The 16,204-nt window shown below is 69.8% G+C and carries 16 protein-coding genes; 9 read left to right on the top strand and 7 right to left on the bottom strand.

From position 1 onward, the window contains the following. Positions 1–15 precede the first annotated feature (15 nt). From AB0L64_RS26860 to AB0L64_RS26845, 4 genes are read left to right on the top strand one after another with little or no spacing between them, the layout of a single operon-like run. A complete protein-coding gene (locus tag AB0L64_RS26860) occupies positions 16–594 on the top strand; it encodes a TetR/AcrR family transcriptional regulator (RefSeq protein WP_363714331.1) in 579 nt (192 codons plus the stop codon). Continuing rightward, complete coding sequence (locus AB0L64_RS26855) at positions 591–1,970, top strand: MFS transporter (RefSeq protein WP_363714329.1); 1,380 nt, start codon at positions 591–593, stop codon at positions 1,968–1,970. The genes AB0L64_RS26860 and AB0L64_RS26855 overlap by 4 nt, the downstream gene beginning before the upstream one ends. A gap of 40 nt (positions 1,971–2,010) precedes the next feature. Beyond that, entirely contained in the window at positions 2,011–2,637 is a 627-nt protein-coding gene (locus AB0L64_RS26850; protein ID WP_363714327.1) for an MOSC domain-containing protein, read from the top strand. After that, the gene (locus AB0L64_RS26845; protein WP_363714325.1) at positions 2,634–3,863 is read left to right on the top strand and encodes an MFS transporter; all 1,230 of its coding nucleotides are present in this window, start codon (positions 2,634–2,636) and stop codon (positions 3,861–3,863) included. The genes AB0L64_RS26850 and AB0L64_RS26845 overlap by 4 nt, the downstream gene beginning before the upstream one ends. On the opposite strand, the gene AB0L64_RS26840 is transcribed toward AB0L64_RS26845, so the two are convergent. Genes AB0L64_RS26840 through kduI form a run of 3 tightly spaced genes read right to left on the bottom strand, consistent with a single transcriptional unit; the run spans position 3,842 to position 6,193 of the window. Beyond that, on the bottom strand, positions 3,842–4,597 hold the full coding sequence (locus AB0L64_RS26840; RefSeq protein WP_359942054.1) for an IclR family transcriptional regulator: 756 nt from the start codon (positions 4,595–4,597) through the stop codon (positions 3,842–3,844). The two genes, AB0L64_RS26845 and AB0L64_RS26840, sit on opposite strands and share 22 nt — an antisense overlap. A gap of 19 nt (positions 4,598–4,616) precedes the next feature. Next, entirely contained in the window at positions 4,617–5,372 is a 756-nt protein-coding gene (locus AB0L64_RS26835) for an SDR family oxidoreductase (RefSeq protein WP_363714323.1), read from the bottom strand. Beyond that, positions 5,369–6,193 carry a 5-dehydro-4-deoxy-D-glucuronate isomerase gene (kduI, locus tag AB0L64_RS26830; RefSeq protein ID WP_363714321.1) on the bottom strand — a complete coding sequence of 275 codons (825 nt, stop codon included), beginning with the start codon at positions 6,191–6,193 and terminating at the stop codon, positions 5,369–5,371. The genes AB0L64_RS26835 and kduI overlap by 4 nt, the downstream gene beginning before the upstream one ends. A 139-nt stretch (positions 6,194–6,332) precedes the next feature. On the opposite strand from kduI, the gene AB0L64_RS26825 reads away from it, so the two are divergent. From AB0L64_RS26825 to AB0L64_RS26810, 4 genes are all read left to right on the top strand, one after another. After that, a complete protein-coding gene (locus AB0L64_RS26825) occupies positions 6,333–7,844 on the top strand; it encodes a sodium:solute symporter family protein (RefSeq protein WP_363714319.1) in 1,512 nt (503 codons plus the stop codon). Positions 7,845–7,898: 54 nt separating this feature from the next. Next, positions 7,899–8,084, top strand: a complete 186-nt coding sequence (locus AB0L64_RS26820) for a tautomerase family protein (RefSeq protein ID WP_355485809.1) — start codon at positions 7,899–7,901, stop codon at positions 8,082–8,084. 165 nt (positions 8,085–8,249) lie between these two features. Further along, positions 8,250–9,275: an aspartate-semialdehyde dehydrogenase gene (locus AB0L64_RS26815; RefSeq protein ID WP_363714316.1), complete on the top strand. Its 1,026-nt coding sequence runs from the start codon at positions 8,250–8,252 to the stop codon at positions 9,273–9,275. Positions 9,276–9,284: 9 nt separating this feature from the next. After that, positions 9,285–10,178 carry a hypothetical protein gene (locus AB0L64_RS26810; protein WP_363714314.1) on the top strand — a complete coding sequence of 298 codons (894 nt, stop codon included), beginning with the start codon at positions 9,285–9,287 and terminating at the stop codon, positions 10,176–10,178. On the opposite strand, the gene AB0L64_RS26805 is transcribed toward AB0L64_RS26810, so the two are convergent. Next, on the bottom strand, positions 10,166–11,689 hold the full coding sequence (locus AB0L64_RS26805) for a peptide-N4-asparagine amidase (RefSeq protein ID WP_363714312.1): 1,524 nt from the start codon (positions 11,687–11,689) through the stop codon (positions 10,166–10,168). The two genes, AB0L64_RS26810 and AB0L64_RS26805, sit on opposite strands and share 13 nt — an antisense overlap. Before the next feature lie 180 nt (positions 11,690–11,869). Between AB0L64_RS26805 and AB0L64_RS26800 the strand changes: the two genes are divergently transcribed. Beyond that, complete coding sequence (locus AB0L64_RS26800; protein ID WP_363714310.1) at positions 11,870–13,705, top strand: AMP-dependent synthetase/ligase; 1,836 nt, start codon at positions 11,870–11,872, stop codon at positions 13,703–13,705. A 102-nt stretch (positions 13,706–13,807) separates the two neighbouring features. Here the strand turns inward: AB0L64_RS26800 and AB0L64_RS26795 are convergent, their stop codons facing one another. From AB0L64_RS26795 to AB0L64_RS26785, 3 genes are all read right to left on the bottom strand, one after another. Further along, positions 13,808–14,488: an IMP cyclohydrolase gene (locus tag AB0L64_RS26795; protein ID WP_363714308.1), complete on the bottom strand. Its 681-nt coding sequence runs from the start codon at positions 14,486–14,488 to the stop codon at positions 13,808–13,810. A gap of 34 nt (positions 14,489–14,522) precedes the next feature. Continuing rightward, positions 14,523–15,416: an MBL fold metallo-hydrolase gene (locus AB0L64_RS26790; RefSeq protein WP_363714306.1), complete on the bottom strand. Its 894-nt coding sequence runs from the start codon at positions 15,414–15,416 to the stop codon at positions 14,523–14,525. Positions 15,417–15,520: 104 nt separating this feature from the next. Then, on the bottom strand, positions 15,521–16,198 hold the full coding sequence (locus tag AB0L64_RS26785) for a Crp/Fnr family transcriptional regulator (RefSeq protein WP_363714304.1): 678 nt from the start codon (positions 16,196–16,198) through the stop codon (positions 15,521–15,523). Positions 16,199–16,204: the final 6 nt, after the last annotated feature.

The raw sequence follows: 16,204 nt of genomic DNA, 5'->3' as shown, positions 1-16,204 counted from the left end.
AATAACTTCGAGGCCATGGCGACGCGGATGAGCGGGCGGGAGCGGCGGGTGCAGATCCTCGGGATCGCCGAGGAGGAGTTCGCGGCCGCCGGGTTGTCCGGCGCCTCGACCGAGACGATCGCGCGCCGGGCCGGGATCACGCAGGCGTACGTGTTCCGGCTGTTCGGGACCAAGAAGCTGCTGTTCCTGGAGTGCGTGGACGCCGCGTTCGAGCGGATGCGGCTGGCGATGGTCGCGGCGGCCGGCGGGGCGAGCGGGATCGAGGCGCTGACGGCGATGGGACAGGAGTACAACGCCATGCTCGCCGACCGCACCACGCTGCTGCTGCAGTTGCAAGGCACGGCCGCGGCGGCCGCGGGCGACGGTGAGGTGCGGGACGCCGTACGGGCGAGCTTCGCCCGGCTGTGGCAGTCCGTCGCGGACACCGCGCAGTTGGACCCGGTCACCGTGAAGGCGTTCCTCGCCTTCGGCATGCTGCTCAACACCAGCGCCGCTCTGGACCTCGCAGAGGTGGACGAGCCGTGGTCCCACCAGGCCCGGACCCGCATCCAGCCCGGCCTGTTCACCCACATCACCACCGAGACCAACCGATGAGCACGCAGGCGACTGCCAAGCCCCGGGTGCTGCCCACTTTCCTGGTCTGCGTCGGGCTCATCCTGTCCGTCGTGATCGGGAGCCTCGGCGCTCCGCTGATCACCGCGGTGGCCGAGCAGTACGACGTCTCGCTGGCAGCCGCGCAGTGGACGCTGACGATCGCACTGCTGGCCGGGGCGGTCGCGACCCCGGTCCTCGGGCGGCTCGGCTCCGGCCCGCGCCGGCGTACCGTCATCTTGGCCATGCTGGGCGTGGAGGTCGTGGGAAGCCTGCTGACGGTGCTGCCGCTGCCCTTCGCGTTCCTGCTCGCCGGACGTGCGTTGCAGGGGTCGGGCCTCGGCCTGATCGTGTTGATGATGGCGGTTGCGCGCGACCATCTGGACGATCACCGGGCCGCACGAACGATCGCCTCGCTGTCCGTGGCCTCGACCGTCGGGATCGGCATCGGCTATCCGCTCTCGGGCCTGATCACGGACCTCGGCGGTGTCCGCGCCGCGTACGGCCTCGGCCTCGTCGTCACCGCGGCCGCTTTCGCCTCCGCGCTCTTCGTCGTACCGCAAGCACCGGACCGCCCGTCGGTCCGTCTCGACGTCCGCGGCGCGATCCTGCTCGCGATCGCCCTCCCCGCGCTGCTCCTGGTGATCGGCGAGACCGCCCTGTGGCAGCGGCACGTTGCGCTCGCGCTGGCGATCCTGGTGGCCGCGCTCGCGGTGCTCGCCGGCTGGGCCTTCCTGGAGACGCGAGTCGACAAGCCCTTGGTCGACGTACGCCTCCTGCGCCACCCGGCGATCGCGGCGGCCAACCTGGTGATGCTGATCGGCGGCGTCGGGATGTACCTGCTGTTCAGCCTGATCACCCGCTACGTGCAGACGCCCGCCGCGGCCGGATACGGCTTCGGGCTCGACTCCTTTCAAGCTGGTCTTGTCCTCGTGCCGTTCTCGGTCCTCGGCTTCGTCGCCGGTCGTCTGGTGCCCGCCTGGCGGGATCGGCTCGGACCGCGACTGTTGCTGACGGCAAGTACGGCGGTGGTGCTGGCGGCGTTCGTACTCTTCGCGGTCGCGCGCTCACACCTCGCCGGCCCGGTCGTTGCCATCGGCATCCTGGGATTCGGCGTCGGCGCGTTCTCGGCCGCCATGCCGGTCGTCATACTCGCCGCGACGCCGCAGGGTGAAACAGCCAGCGCGATGAGCGTCAACGCGGTCGTGCGGAGCGTCGGCTTCTCCGCCGGCAGCGCGCTCGGCGGTCTGATCCTGGCTGCGCACACCACGGGCGTCTTCCCGAGGCAGTCCGGGTACGGCGCAGCGGCCTGGATCGGCGTCGCGGCGACTGCGGCGACGCTGCTGATCATCGCCGTACTGTCTCTCCAGCGTGCATAACCAGTGGAACCGCCCGCCTCCCGCGGGAGATGATGCCGGTATGCGGCTGCTGACGGTCAATGTGGTGGAGGAACTGATCCCGGGTCCCAAGGAGACAGGTTTCACCGCGATCGACAAGCGGCCGCAGTCCGGCCGGGTCCGTGTCGGCGAGCTCGGACTCGCCGGCGACCGGGTGTGCGACACCAAGAACCACGGCGGCCCCGACCAGGCCCTCTACGCGTACGCCGAGGAGGACGCGCGCTGGTGGGCGGCCGAGCTCGGGCGCGACATCCCGACCGGCCTGTTCGGCGAGAACCTGCGCACCGAGGGAGTCGACATCAGCGGCGCGCTGCTCGGTGAGGTCTGGCGGATCGGCGACGACGTCGAGGTGATGGTCCGCGCGCCGCGCATCCCGTGCATCACGTTCCAGCACCGCATGCAGGAGCCGCACTGGGTCAAGCGGTTCCACCAGGCCGATTGCCCCGGCGCGTACCTGAAGGTGCTGCGCGAGGGCACGATCGGCGCCGGCGACCCGATCGAGATCGTCAGCCGCCCCGACCACGAGGTCACGATCGCGGAGATGTTCGGCGCCCAGGACCCGGCGAAACTCCGCCGGATGCTCGATTCCGGCGTCGACCTGATGGACGAGCTCCGCGAAACCGCTCACCGCGTCCTCTCCCGAGGATGACCGCGGCGACGGTGACGAAGGGCATCTTGCCGGAGGCGGGGCCGCTGCGTGCCCTGGCGGCCGCGACGTTGCTCAGCCGGATCGGCAACGGGCTGCTGATGACGGTCAGCGTGCTGTACTTCACCCGGATCGTCGGCCTGTCGATCGCGCAGGTCGGGCTCGGGCTGACGGTCGCCGGGTTGTTCGGGCTGCTCTCCGCCGTACCGCTCGGTCATCTCGCGGACCGTCGCGGTCCGCGCGGGCTGTTCGTCGTGCTGAGCCTGATGGCGTGCGGCCTCTCGCTGATCTACCTGTTCGTCCACACCTTCTGGCAGTTCCTGCTCGTCAGCATCGTGCTGACGATGATCGACCGGGGCGCGGGCGCGGTCCGCGCGGCGCTGATCGCCGCGGTCACCCACGGTGCCGGACGGGTCGCGGCGCGCGCGTACCTGCGCGCGGTCACGAACATCGGGATCATGGCCGGGGCGGGCGTCGGCGCGTTCGCGCTGCACTTCGACACCGGTACGGCGTACCGGCTGATGTTCGTGCTCGACGCCGTCCTGACCAGCATCGCGGCGTTCGTCGTGCTCGCGGTGCCGCGGGTGGCGCCGCAGCCGCACGACGACGGCGGGCCGGTGTGGATCGCGCTGCGCGACCGCGGCTACCTCGCGGTCGCCGCGCTGAACGCGGGTATGAGCATCCATTTCGCCGTCCTCGACGTCGCGATCCCGCTCTGGGTGGTCGACCACACCGAGGCGCCGCGCTGGACGGTCGCGCTGCTGCTGATCATCAACACCGTGGTGGTCTCGCTGTTCCAGGTCCGCTCGTCGCGCGGAATCGCCGATCCGCCCACCGCCGCCCGGGCCAGCCGGACCGCCGGATTGTTGCTGCTGGCATCGATGGTCCTGCTCGCCGGCGCGACCTGGGGCAACGCCGCGGTCGCGGTCGGCCTGCTCGCCGCCGGCGCCCTGGTCCAGGTGATCGCCGAGCTGCTGCAGTCCTCGGGCTCGTTCCTGCTCAGCTTCGACCTGGCGCCGGGGCACGCCCAAGGCCAGTACCAGGGCGTCTGGAACACGAGCATGTCGATCAGCACCATGGTCGCTCCGACGGTGCTCGCTCTGTTGCCGCTCGGACTGGGGGTGCCCGGCTGGATCATCCTCGGCGTCTGGTTCGCCGTCGTCGGCGCGCTGTTCGTCCCGATCGTCCGCTGGGCGGCAGGTGCGCGTCAGTTGGTGGGTTCGCGGTAGCCGAGGGCCGCGGAGATCTTGCGGGCGGCCTCGATCGCGGCGGGGGCCATCAGGGCGACCTGGGCGATCGACTGTTCGAGGGACAGCGTGGAGATGCTGACCGCGGCGATCGCGGCGCCGGTGTGGTCGTGGATGACGGCCGCGACGCAGCGGATGCCCGGCTCGTTCTCCTCGTCGTCGAGCGCGTACCCGCGGGCCCTGGTCTGCGCGAGATCCGCCTTCAGCGCGGCGGCCGACGTGTGCGTCAGCGGCGTCCGAGCAGGCAGGCCGGTCCGGGTGATGTGGACGTCGAGCGACTCGTCGTCCTTCTCCGCGAGCAGGGCCTTGCCGATGCCGGTGCAGTGCAGCCAGATCGCCTTGCCGACCCGCGACGGCATCCGGTACGGCTTCGGCCCGTCGAGGCGCGCGACGTAGATCGCCTCGTCACCGTTGAGCAGTCCGACGTGCACCGTGCAGCGCGTCTGCGCGACCAGGTCCGCGAGCACCGGACGGGCGACCGTGGCCAGGTCGACGTTCGTCAGCGCGTGCCCGGCCAGCCGGAGCGCCTTCGGGCCCGGGTGGTACGACCCGTCGTCAGCCTGGGCGACGAACTCGTGCTCGACGAGCGACGCCATGATCCGGTGCACGGTCGACTTGGCCAGGCCGGTCGCGTTCACCACGTCGGTGAACCGCGAGTGCTCCAAGACGGCATCCAGCACCATCAACGTCTTGTCGATGGCCGAGGGCGAACTCATGTCGGACATCCTGCCACTCCTATCTCGCCAGCCATCCACCGTCGACGGCGAGCACGTGGCCGTTGACATAGTCCGCGGCCGCGGACGCGAGGAACACCGCGGCGCCGACGACGTCCTCGGGCCGCCCCCAGCGACCGGCCGGGATGCGTTGCCGGATCGCGGCCTCGCGGTCCGGATCCGCGCGCAGCTCGGTGGTGTTGTCGGTAGCGATGTACCCGGGCGCGATCGCGTTCACCTGGACACCCGCCGGTCCCCACTCGTTGGCCAGGGCCCGGGTCAGCCCCGCGACCGCGTGCTTGCTGGCGGTGTAGGCCGGGACCGTGATCCCGCCCTGGAAACTCAGCAGCGACGCGATCGTGACGATCTTCCCGGTCCGGCGCTCGGCCATCGCGGCCCCGATCGGCCGGGTCACCGCCCAGGTCGAGTTGAGGTTCACGTCGATCACGTGTTGCCAGTCCGCGGTCGTCGTCGCGGCCGCCGGCGCCCGCCGGATGGTGCCGGCGTTGTTGACCAGGATGTCGACCGTCCTGTTGTCGACAATCTCTGTTGCTGCTCGTTCCACCGCGCCCGGGTCGGCGAAGTCGGCGATCACCACGGACGCGTCGCCGCCGCCGTGCTGCTTGATCGCCTCCAGGGTGTCCTCGAGCGCGGCGTCCCGGGACATCAGGATCAGCTCGGCACCGGCCGCGGCGTACCCGGCCGCGATCGCCGCCCCGATCCCGCGCCGGGCCCCGGTGACGAGCGCCGTACGTCCTTCGAGGCTGAAGGACGTCACCGCAGATCCCGGACGTCGACACCGTCCATGTCGCCGAACGCCTGGTTCTCGCCGGCCATCGCCCAGACGAAGCTGTACGACGCCGTGCCGCAGCCGGAGTGGATCGACCAGTTGGGGGAGATGACCGCCTGGCGGTCCGCGACCAGCAGGTGCCGCGTCTCCTCGGGCTCGCCGAGCAGGTGCACGATCCGCTCGGTCTCCGGGAGGCCGAAGTACAGGTAGCACTCGGTCCGGCGGTCGTGGGTGTGCGCGGGCATCGTGTTCCAGGTGCTGCCCGGGTGCAGGGTCGTCACGCCGAGCACGATCTGGCAGCTCTGCACGCCGTCCGCGTGGATGAACTGGTCGATCGTGCGGCGGTTCGCGGTCTGCTGGTCGCCGAGCTCGAGCCGGTTGCCCTCGCCCGGGTTCACCTGCGCGGTCGGGAACGCGGTGTGCGCCGGCGCCGAGAAGACGTAGAACGCGGACTCGGGTCCCTCGAAGACGACGTCGCGGACGCCGCGTCCGACGTACAGGCAGGCGCCGGTGGCCAGCTCGTACTTCGTGCCGTCGGCGGTGACCGTGCCGGGCCCGCCGACGTTGACGATGCCGGCCTCGCGGCGCTCGAGGAAGAACTCGCTGCGCAGCTCGGGATAGGTGTCGAGGATCAGCGGCCCGTGCGTGGGACGGGCGCCGGCGAGCACGATCCGGTCGTGGTGGGTGAGCACCGCGGTGACGGCGCCGGGGACGAAGAGGTCGTCCACCAGGTAGTGGCGGCGCAGTGCGGCCGTGTCGAAGCCGGGCAGCTGCTCGGGATGGGTGGCGTGCCTGATCTGCAGAGTCACGGAACTAGGTTCTACTCCGCAGAACACGCTGTCAACGCTGGAACAGCTTGGAGAAAGGTTCCAGTTCCGTCTCTTGACACCAGGTTCTTGTCAGTGGAACCGTCCAGTCACTCGCCCATCGCCCCTGGGAGGATCCCCGATGACCGCTGTGGACTGGTCGGTCCTGGTCGGCTATTTCGTGTTGATGGTGCTGATCGGGGTCTGGTCACGCACCAAGATCAAGACGGTCGTGGACTACTTCACGACCGGAGGCCGGATTCCCTGGTGGCTGTCCGGCATCTCGCACCACATGTCCGGCTACAGCGCGGTCATGTTCGTCGCGTTCGCGGCCGTCGCCTACACGTACGGCATCACCGTCTACGTCTGGTGGGCGATGACGATCGGCGTCGGTGTCGGCATCGGCGCGTTCCTGTTCGCGGCGCGATGGAACCGGCTCCGCGCGAAACACGGGGTCGTGTCGCCGCTGGAGTACCTCGCGCGGCGCTACAACCTGCCGACCCAGCAGGCGCTCGCGTACTCCGGCGCCGCGCTGAAGGTCGTCGACATCGCCTCGAAGTGGGTCGCGATCGCCGTTCTGCTGAACGGATTCACCGGCGTGCCGATCCGGTGGGGGATCCTGCTGACCGGTGTGGTGACGATGCTGTACGCCACGCTCGGCGGGCTGTGGGCCGACGTGCTCACCGACTTCGGGCAGTTCGTGATCCAGTTCGGGGCCGGTGTCGCGATGTTCGTCGGGGTGCTCGCGCACCTGGACGGCGTACCGACGTTGTGGAAGATGTGGGACCAGTTGCCGGCCGGGCACGGCGACGCGCTGAACGGGCCCTACACGCCGATCTTCCTGATCGCGTTCCTGTTCATCAAGACGTTCGAGTACAACGGCGGCATGTGGAACCTGGCGCAGCGGTACATGGCCGCGCCGTCCGGGTCCGCGGCGAAGAAGTCTGCCCTGCTCTCTTCTGCGCTGTGGCTGGTATGGCCGTTGATCCTGTTCGTCCCGATGTGTGCCGCGCCGCTGCTCGTGCATCCGGGCAAGGCCGAGCAGTCGTACGTCGCACTCGCGCAACTGCTTCTGCCGACCGGGCTGATCGGGCTGGTACTGGCCGGGTTCTTCTCGCACACGATGGCGATGGTGGCCTCGGACGCGAACGCGATCTCGTCGGTGATCACGCGGGACCTGGCGCCGGTGCTGGTGCCGCGCGTGCGCCGGCTGACCGACGCCGCGACGCTGAAGATGGCGCGGATCGTCACGTTCACGTTCGTCACGGTGAGCATGCTGATCGCGATCGCGACCAACGGCGAGGGTGTGGTGCTGAAGATCGTGGTCGACCTGGTCGCCGCGACGATGGGACCGATCGCGATCCCGCTGATGCTCGGGCTGCTGCCGTGGTTCCGGCGCAGCGGATCCCGCGCCGCGCTGGCTTCCTGGGCGATCGGGCTGATCACCTGGGCGATCGTGAAGTACGGCGTCGGCTCCACCGACACGACCCTGGTCGTCGCGTTGCCGCTGGCAACTTCTCTGGTGGTGTACGTCGGGCTCGGGCTAATGCTGCCGGAGAGCCGCGCGGATGTCGACGAGCTGGTCGAGTCGCTGAACACCGACGCGGACGAGACCGACGAGGTCGCCGCCCGCCGATCCGCAGCCCTGTCCTGATTCTGAAACACTGTCCCACGACACGGAACTAACCCTTCTTAGGAGAACCGCCTCATGCCGAACATCACCGTCGAACTCCTTTCCGGCCGCACCCTCGACCAGCGCCGCGAGTTCGTCGCCGCGGTCACCGACTCCGCCATCGCCATCCTCGGCGCCAAGCGCGAATCGGTCCGCATCGTCTTCACCGAGATCGAGACAACCGACGTCGCCAACGGCGGCACCCTGGTCGCGGACGCCTGAGCCGCTGCCGACCGGACCTCCAGCACTCACCAACCTCACGCGGCGGGCGATCGGCCGGGCCGGCTGAGCGTGCGGCCGGCGGAAGCGGGCCGGTTGGTGAGTGTCTGGGGTCCGCTGCGTGAAACCCGCAGGCGCCGGCGGCGCCGACCAACTACTGTCGGGCGCATGCGAGTAGGTGTGTTCGGTGCTACGGGTCAGGTCGGCGGCGTGATGCGGGAGTTGCTCGTCGAGCGCGGCTTCCCGGTGGACGAGGTGCGGTTCTTCGCGTCGGCGCGGTCGGCGGGGACGAAGCTGCCGTTCGGCGAGCGGGAGGTCGTCGTCGAGGACTCCGCGACGGCCGACTTCTCCGGGCTCGAGCTGGCGCTGTTCTCGAACGGGAAGACGGCGTCGAAGGAGCTCGCCCCGAAGGTGGCCGCGGCGGGCGCCGTCGTGGTGGACAACTCGTCCGGCTGGCGGATGGACCCGGACGTGCCGTTGGTCGTCTCCGAGGTGAACCCGGAGGACCTCGCCATGATCCCGAAGGGCATCGTCGCGAACCCGAACTGCACGACCATGGCCGCGATGCCGGTGCTGGCCCCGCTGCACCGCGAAGCCGGGCTGACCCGTCTCGTCGTCTCGACCTACCAGGCCGTCTCCGGCTCCGGCGGCGTCGGCGTGAGCGAGCTCGAGGACCAGGCCCGCGACCTGGCGGCGGTCGGCGGCCGGCTCGCCCGCGGCACCGACGGGATCACCCTTCCCGAGCCCAAGGTGTACGCCGGGCCGATCGCGTTCAACGTGCTGCCGCTGGCCGGCTCGATCGTTGCCGACGGCACCGGTGAGACCGACGAGGAGCAGAAGCTCCGCAACGAGAGCCGGAAGATCCTGCACATCCCGGACCTGCCGGTGGCCGGCACCTGCGTCCGGGTGCCCGTCTTCACCGGACACTCGCTCAGCATCCACGCCGAGTTCGCCGAGCCGATCACTCCGGAGCGCGCGACCGAGATCCTCGGCGCCGCACCGGGTGTCGCCGTCACGGACCTGCCGACCCCGTTGCTCGCGGCCGGCCAGGACCCGTCGTACGTCGGCCGCATTCGCCAGGACCAGTCGGTGCCGGGCAACCGCGGGCTCGTCCTGTTCGTCTCGAACGACAACCTGCGCAAGGGCGCGGCCCTGAATGCGGTCCAGATCGCGGAGCTGCTCGCCGCGCGCTGACCCTGGGACGTGTTCGACCCGCTCCAGTCGAAGCAGTTGCTGGAGGCAAGGATCGGCGCGCGGCGGTTCGCGTCGGATCCGGCGAGTGTCGACGCGTTGGTGGAGCGCTGCGCCGGTCTGCCGCTGGCGCTGTCACTGCTCGCGGCGCAGATCGCGTTGCGGCCGCGACGGGTGCTGGCGTCGTTCGTGAACGCGCTCGGCGACGGTCCTCTGGACGCGTTGGCGACCGCGGACGGCGTCGGCGTACGGACGATCTTCTCCTGGTCGTACCGGCAGTTGCGGCCGGAGCTGGCCCGGATGTTCCGGCTGGTCACCCAGCACCCCGGCACCGAGATCACGCCCGGAGCGGCGGCCGCGCTGGCCGGCGTAACGGTGCGGGATGCCGGGCGGATGATCGCAGAGCTGGTCGCGAACCATCAGCTGATCGAGATCGAGCCGGATCGCTGGGTGCTGCACGACCTGCTGCGTGTCCACGGGCAGGAGTTGTGCGAGCCGGGGGAGGCGGCGGAGGCCTTCGAGAGGCTGCTCCACTACCTCGTCCACACTGGGTTCGCGGCCGCGGTGCTGCTGGCGCCGGGCCGGGTCCGGGTCGAGCTGCCGGAGCTTCCCGCGGACGTCGAGGTGGTCGCGCCGACGACCCGCGACGAGGCGTTCGCCTGGTTCGACTCCGAGCAGCCGAACAATCTCGCCGTACTGCGGGCCGCGGCCGGGCGTGCCGACGTACTGCTGTGGTTGTGCGTCTGGACGATCGCGGACTGCCTGATGGCGATGGCGCGCGTCCAGGACCGCGCCGGCCGCGGCGACGGCGCCCGCGCCAGCTACGCCGCCGCTCTCGAGATCCTGGACGCGCTCGACCATCCGGACGCACAGCTCGTCCGCAAGTGCCTGGCTCAGCAGCGGTAGAAGTCCTTCGTGTACACGCCGTTCACCGCGGTCAGGGTGTGGTCGAAGCAGCCGTTCCCGATCGCCCGGTACCGCACGGTCTGGGTCCCGGTCGCGTGCCGCTGGTCCCGTGGTACGCCGTAGATCCAGGACGCGCGGCCGTCGTACGTCTCGGTGCTCGTGCGGCCCGGCGTCCGGATCGTGTCGTGGATCTTCAGGTCGGTCACGACGTCGTAGCCGCCCGGAATCGTTGCGTTGGGCAAGAAGGTGAGTACGCCGGTCTTGCCGTAGTCGAGCTCGGTGCGGTCGACGCGGCCGTTGCTGGTCGTGGTCGCGGTGTCCCGCCAGGTCGCGTCGAGCACGTCGCGGGACTCGCCCGCGTCCCAGGTGTGCAACGAGGCGTTGCTGAGCGTGCGGTTCACGCTCGTCCGCACACGGCCGGCCGAGGTGTCGACGTACCCGCTGATCGTCATGGTGCGGGACGCGGTGGTGTCGACGGAGCCGGCCTGGTTGGGTGCGCCGGTCACGTCGTCGGTTTTGGCCAGCGGGCCGACGGCGTACGACGTGAGGCCGCCGGTGGTCTGTGCGCGGTGCGGGTCCGTCCACACGTGCAGGTTCGGGACAGTGAACCAGCCGGACTGGCCGACCGGTACGCCGTCGACGTGGACGCGGAACTCGTGCGGCTTGCCGTCGGTGAGCAGGCCCGCGAACGGGGTCAGGTCGTAGTTCAGCGGCTTGATGTCGAACGCGCGCGGCGCGGGGGAGGGGCGCCACGAGTACGGGTTCGACCAGCCGCCGGTGTAGATGTACGGGTACGGCAGCGCGATCCCCGCGAGTTTGCCGTCGATGCTCACGTCGACCTCGCGGTACGGCGATCCGTCGGGGCACGAGTATCCGGTCGCGGCCGGCGCGGACGTGTCCCAGAACTCCTCGCAGCCGCCGCCGGATCCGGTCACGTAGACCTCGCCGAGCAGGCGCGTCGTGTTGCGCGGCAAGGTTGCCGTACCGATCAGGTCGGAGTCCTCGCGGGTCTGGTTCTGCAGCGGGAGCACGGCGTTCGCGGTGGTGGCCGGCGGGGTGTGGTGATCGGCCAGGTAGAAGTCGAGCGTCACGGTGATGTCGAGGACACCGGTGTAGGTGTCGTCGACGACGTTGCCGAGTTCCATGACGACGGGTTGCGGCGTCCGCAGGAGCGGGATGTACGCCGTGACGTCCTTCTCCACGTCCCAGGCGATACCGTCCGCGCTCGGCTCCGGGGTCGACGTACGGAAGACGCCGACGCCGCCGATCGTGATGTGCCCGAGGCGGTCGTACTGGACGCCCTTCACGGCGCCGTGCATCCGCAGCACGACCTTCGACCACGGGCCCTGGCAAGCGGCCGGGGGTGTGTACGTCGCCCGGTACGGGTCGAAGTTGCGGAACTCGTTCCGGACGATCTGCACCTCGCAGTGCCTGGTGTCCGGGACGGCCACCGCCGGCGCGGGCGTCCGCGGGTCGTCGTAGTCCGGGCCGAACTCGGACGGCGGGGTCACCGCGCGGGCCGGAGCGCCCAGAGTGAGGAGAAGAACGGATAGTGAGACAAGAGCCACCGACCGTATGCGCATGTTGCGGAAACGTAATGGAGAAGGTGCAGGTGGGCAAGCGAGTGCCATGGTCAGGACCAGCCGCTTGCGATTACCCTCCGGTTACTTGACCCCCGATGGAGGCCAGTTATGAAGCCTGTTGCCGATTCCGGACAACTCGCGCTCCTCAGCAACCGCAAGGGCACCATGGCCCAGATGTTCCTGGACCGGGTGTCGGCGACGCCCGAGCGGGAGGCGTTCCGGTTCCCGCGTGGAGAGCAGTGGAAGTCGGTGACCTGGCGGGAGACCGAGGCGCTGACCCGCAGGCGCGCCGCCGGCCTGATCGCGCTCGGCGTGCAGCCCGAGCAGCGGGTCGCGATCGCCTCGAGCACCCGGATCGAGTGGATCGAGTGCTACCTCGCCGCCGTCCTGGCCGCCGCCGCGACCACCACGATCTACCCGTCGACGATTCCGGCCGACGTGGCGTTCATCGTGGCCGACGCCGACGTCCAGGTGGTGTTCGCCGAGGACGCCACGCAGGTGGACAAGCTCCGCGCGCACCGCGCCGAGACGCCGTCGCTGCGCAAGGTCGTGCTGCTCGACGGCACGCCGCTCGAGAGTGACGGCGACTGGGTGATCGGGCTCGGCCAGCTCGACATGCTGGGCGACTCCTACCTCGCCGAGCACCCGTCGATTGTCGACGATCGGATTGCAGGCATCACCCCGGACACGTTGTGCACGTTGATCTACACGTCCGGCACGACCGGGCGCCCGAAGGGCGTGCGGTTGCCGCACTCGGTGTGGACGTACGAGGGCGCCGCGGTCGAGGGGATGCGGGTGCTGTCGCCGGACGACCTGCAGTTCCTGTGGCTGCCGTTGTCGCACGTGTTCGGCCAGGTACTGCTCGCCGTCCAGTTCCAGATCGGGTTCGCGACCGCGGTGGACGGGCGGATCGACAAGATTGTCGACAATGCGGCTGTCGTCCAGCCGACGTTCATGGCCGCGGCGCCGCGGATCTTCGAGAAGGCGCACGGGCGGATCGTGACGATGATGCAGGCCGAGGGCGGCGTCAAGGCCAAGATGTTCGACTGGGCCTTCGGGGTCGGCGCGAAGGTGTCCGCGGTCCGCCAGTCCGGCAAGGAGCCGACCGGCCTGCTCGCGGCACAGTTCGCGGCCGCCGATCGGCTCGTGCTGTCGAAGATCCGCGCCCGGTTCGGCGGGCGGGTCCGGTTCTTCGTGTCCGGGTCGGCGGCGCTGGACAAGACGCTCGCGGAGTGGTTCCACGCGGCCGGGCTGCTGATCCTCGAAGGGTACGGACTGTCGGAGACCTCGGCGGGATCGACGCTGAACCGGCCCACGCAGTACCGGCTGGGCAGTGTCGGGCCGGCGTTCCCCGGGACGCAGTTCAAGATCGCCGAGGACGGCGAGATCCTGATCAAGGGCGACGGCGTGATGAGCGGTTACCACAACCAGCCGGAGCAGACCGCCGAGGTGATCGACGCCGACGGGTGGTTCCACACCGGCGACATCGGTCACTTCGAGGACGAGTTCCTGTTCATCACCGACCGGAAGAAGGACCTGTTCAAGACGTCGGGCGGCAAGTACGTCGCACCGCAGGCGATCGAGGGCCGTTTCAAGACGATCTGCCCGTACGCGAGCCAGTTCGTCGTCCACGGCAACCTGCGCAACTTCGTCTCCGCCCTCGTCACCCTCGACCCCGACGCGATCCAGGGCTGGGCCACCGCGAACGGCCTCGGCGGCAAGCCGTACGCCGAGATCGTCACGTCGGACGCGGCCCGCGCCATGGTCCAGGGCTACGTCGACGAACTCAACGCCGGCCTGAACCGCTGGGAAACCATCAAGAAGTTCACCATCCTCGACCGCGACCTCACGGTCGAGTCCGGCGAAATGACCCCCAGCCTCAAACTCAAACGCAAACACGTCGAGACCCAATACTCCGACCTGCTGGACAAGATGTACGAGTAGCGGGTGGTCCGCGAGTCGTGAGATTCGGCTGCCCGAGCCGACCAATATCCACGACTCGCGGCTCGGGTCGTCCGCCGATCGCCACGACTCGGCGATGAGCAGTCAGCGTGTTCTGGCTCGGGCCGCCTCGGTGAAGGTGCTGGTGTCGAGCCGGACCGTGATCGCGGCGACGCGCAGCGACGGCTGCAGGGATTGCCAGAGGTTGTCGGTGATCGCGGACCAGGGGAGTGCGATCGCTGTGACTTCGGGGTGGCCGTTGACGACGACGTTGTCCGCAGTGCCGGCGTACGTCGTCGTGGTGAGGGCGGTGCCTGGTGCGATGCGAGCGGCGTACAACGACGGATGCTCGGTGAGCTCGGGCGCCCCGTCGTACGGCCGCGCGGCCCCGATCACCACATCCTTCAGCCCGGCGGACGTGAGTGTCGCGCCGACGGTGATGCGCGGGGTGCGGATCGGCGGATCGGGCTCGTAGGTCAACCCGCGCAGAGCGACCTGGAGATCGGGTTGCCGGGCTCGCGCGGCGGCCAGCTCACCCACCTGCGTGCCGTTCCCGACGATGACCCAGTCGTCCCCACGGGTCGCCGCCGTGTAGTGGCGCAGATCGTCGACCGCCCCGCCGGACGTGTCCCGCACGATGATCTCGCGCTCGCGCACGACGAGCTCACGCGCCTGCGACGCCGCGGACCGCCCGGTCAACCAGTACGAGAAGAACGGCACCCCGTCCCCATCCCGCCCGATGGCAAGCCCGCGCCCCGGGTACTCGACGGCCCCATCACCCACCATGCCCGCGAGCATACGTGCGCACAGCAGGTCCGTCTCAGGCCGGGCGGCGGGAGCTGTTGATCAGGCGTTGGGTTGCTGTTGGGTCGTGGGCGGGGAGGATGACCAGGCCTGGCAGGTGTTCGGCGAGGGCGAGGACCTGGTCGGTGGTTCGTCCGAGTTCGCCGCGGCCGCCGACGCCCGGGAGTTGGCGGCGTTCGAGCAGGCCGGCTTCGTAGGTGAGGTCGCCGACCATCAGGAGCGGTGGCAGGTCGCGGCGCCGGACGAGCATCGACATCGAGCCGGGTGTGTGGCCGGGCGTCGGCAGCAGGACGATCGACCCGTCGCCCATCACGTCGTACATCTCGGTGAACGGCGCCAGGCCGGGATCGTCGGTCGGTGTGAACCTGACGTGCTTCCAGCGCCGGCCGGGTACGTCGATGTGCGCGCGAAGGAAGCCGCGCGCCTCGGGGGAGAACCCCGACAGCTCGGCCCATTCGGCCGGTGTGATCAGGAGGTCGCCGCTCAGCTGCGGGATACCGCCGATGTGGTCCTGGTGCAGGTGGGAGATGACCGCCTTGTCGACGTCGTTCACGGAGTACCCGAGCGTGCCCAGTTGCGCGTCGAGGGTCTCGTCCGCGCCGATGTGGAACTTGGCGAGCCGGTCGTACACGACGCCGGCGAATCCGTCCGGGAAGTACGACGGGTCGGTCACCGAGGCGCGGTCCTGTCCGGTGTCGAACAGCACCAGCCCGTCGGCGTGCTCGACGACGTACACGTTGATCGGGCGGGGCGGCAGCCACCGGCGGGAGGTGAGCAGCCACCAGTACAGCGGCTTCTTCGTGCCGTGGGCGTGTTCGGGATGGATCTCGACGCTGCCGGTGCTGATGACCGACACAGCGCGGACCGGATCTTCGGTGCCGGCGGGCAGTCTGATCGCTTGCGTGGACATCTGAACTCCCTTCGGGCCCCGACGGATTCGGGGCCGAGGAGATCAGTCTTCGCCCGGCGGCGCGGCCCGTCTGTGACTTTTGTCGTCCGCGGAAGTTGCCGTGGTCACTCCGGATTCCACGTCTGGTCGTGGAGCCCGGTCGGGTCGAGGATGTGCACGGTGTCGGCCGCGGTCGCGACCAGGCCGGCCTGCCGGAACTCCCGCAGTACCCGGGCCACCACTTCACGGACCGAGCCGACGGCGTCCGCGAGTTCCTGCTGGGACACGTGCGCAGCGAGTTCGCCACGTGGGCTCTGCTGTGTGGATGCGAGGTCGAGCAGGTGGGCCGCGACCCGCTGCCGCACAGTGCCGAACGCGTTCACCGCGGTCTGCCGCAGGTTCTCGTACAGGCGACGGCTCAGCTCCTCCGCCAACGCCCACCCGACGCGGCTGTCCGTGCGCGCAGCGGCCGTCAGTAGACCCGCGTCGATCCGAAACAGAGTTGAATCCGCCAGCGTCTGTACGCCGACATTCGCCGGCCCGCCGACGAGTACCGCGATGCCGAGCACGTCGCTGATCCGCGCGTACCGCACCGTCACCTGGCGGCCTTCGGGCGACGACATGAACACCCGCAGCAACCCACGAACGACGAGCATCGCCTGTGGAGCCGCGCCCTCCCGGTACAGCGTGCTACCCGCGGGGTAATCGGCCCGCCGACCCGACGCGAGCAACCGCCCGGTCAGCTCCTCCGGCAACCCACCAAGAAAACTGCCCGCCATCGCAGCAGCCACGTCCACAGCCACCCGTCA

The sequence above is a fragment of the Kribbella sp. NPDC051936 genome (assembly GCF_040680955.1).
In the GTDB taxonomy this organism is placed as follows: domain Bacteria; phylum Actinomycetota; class Actinomycetes; order Propionibacteriales; family Kribbellaceae; genus Kribbella.
Note: the sequence above shows the minus strand (reverse complement) of the source record. Positions and strands in the feature narration are given on the sequence as shown.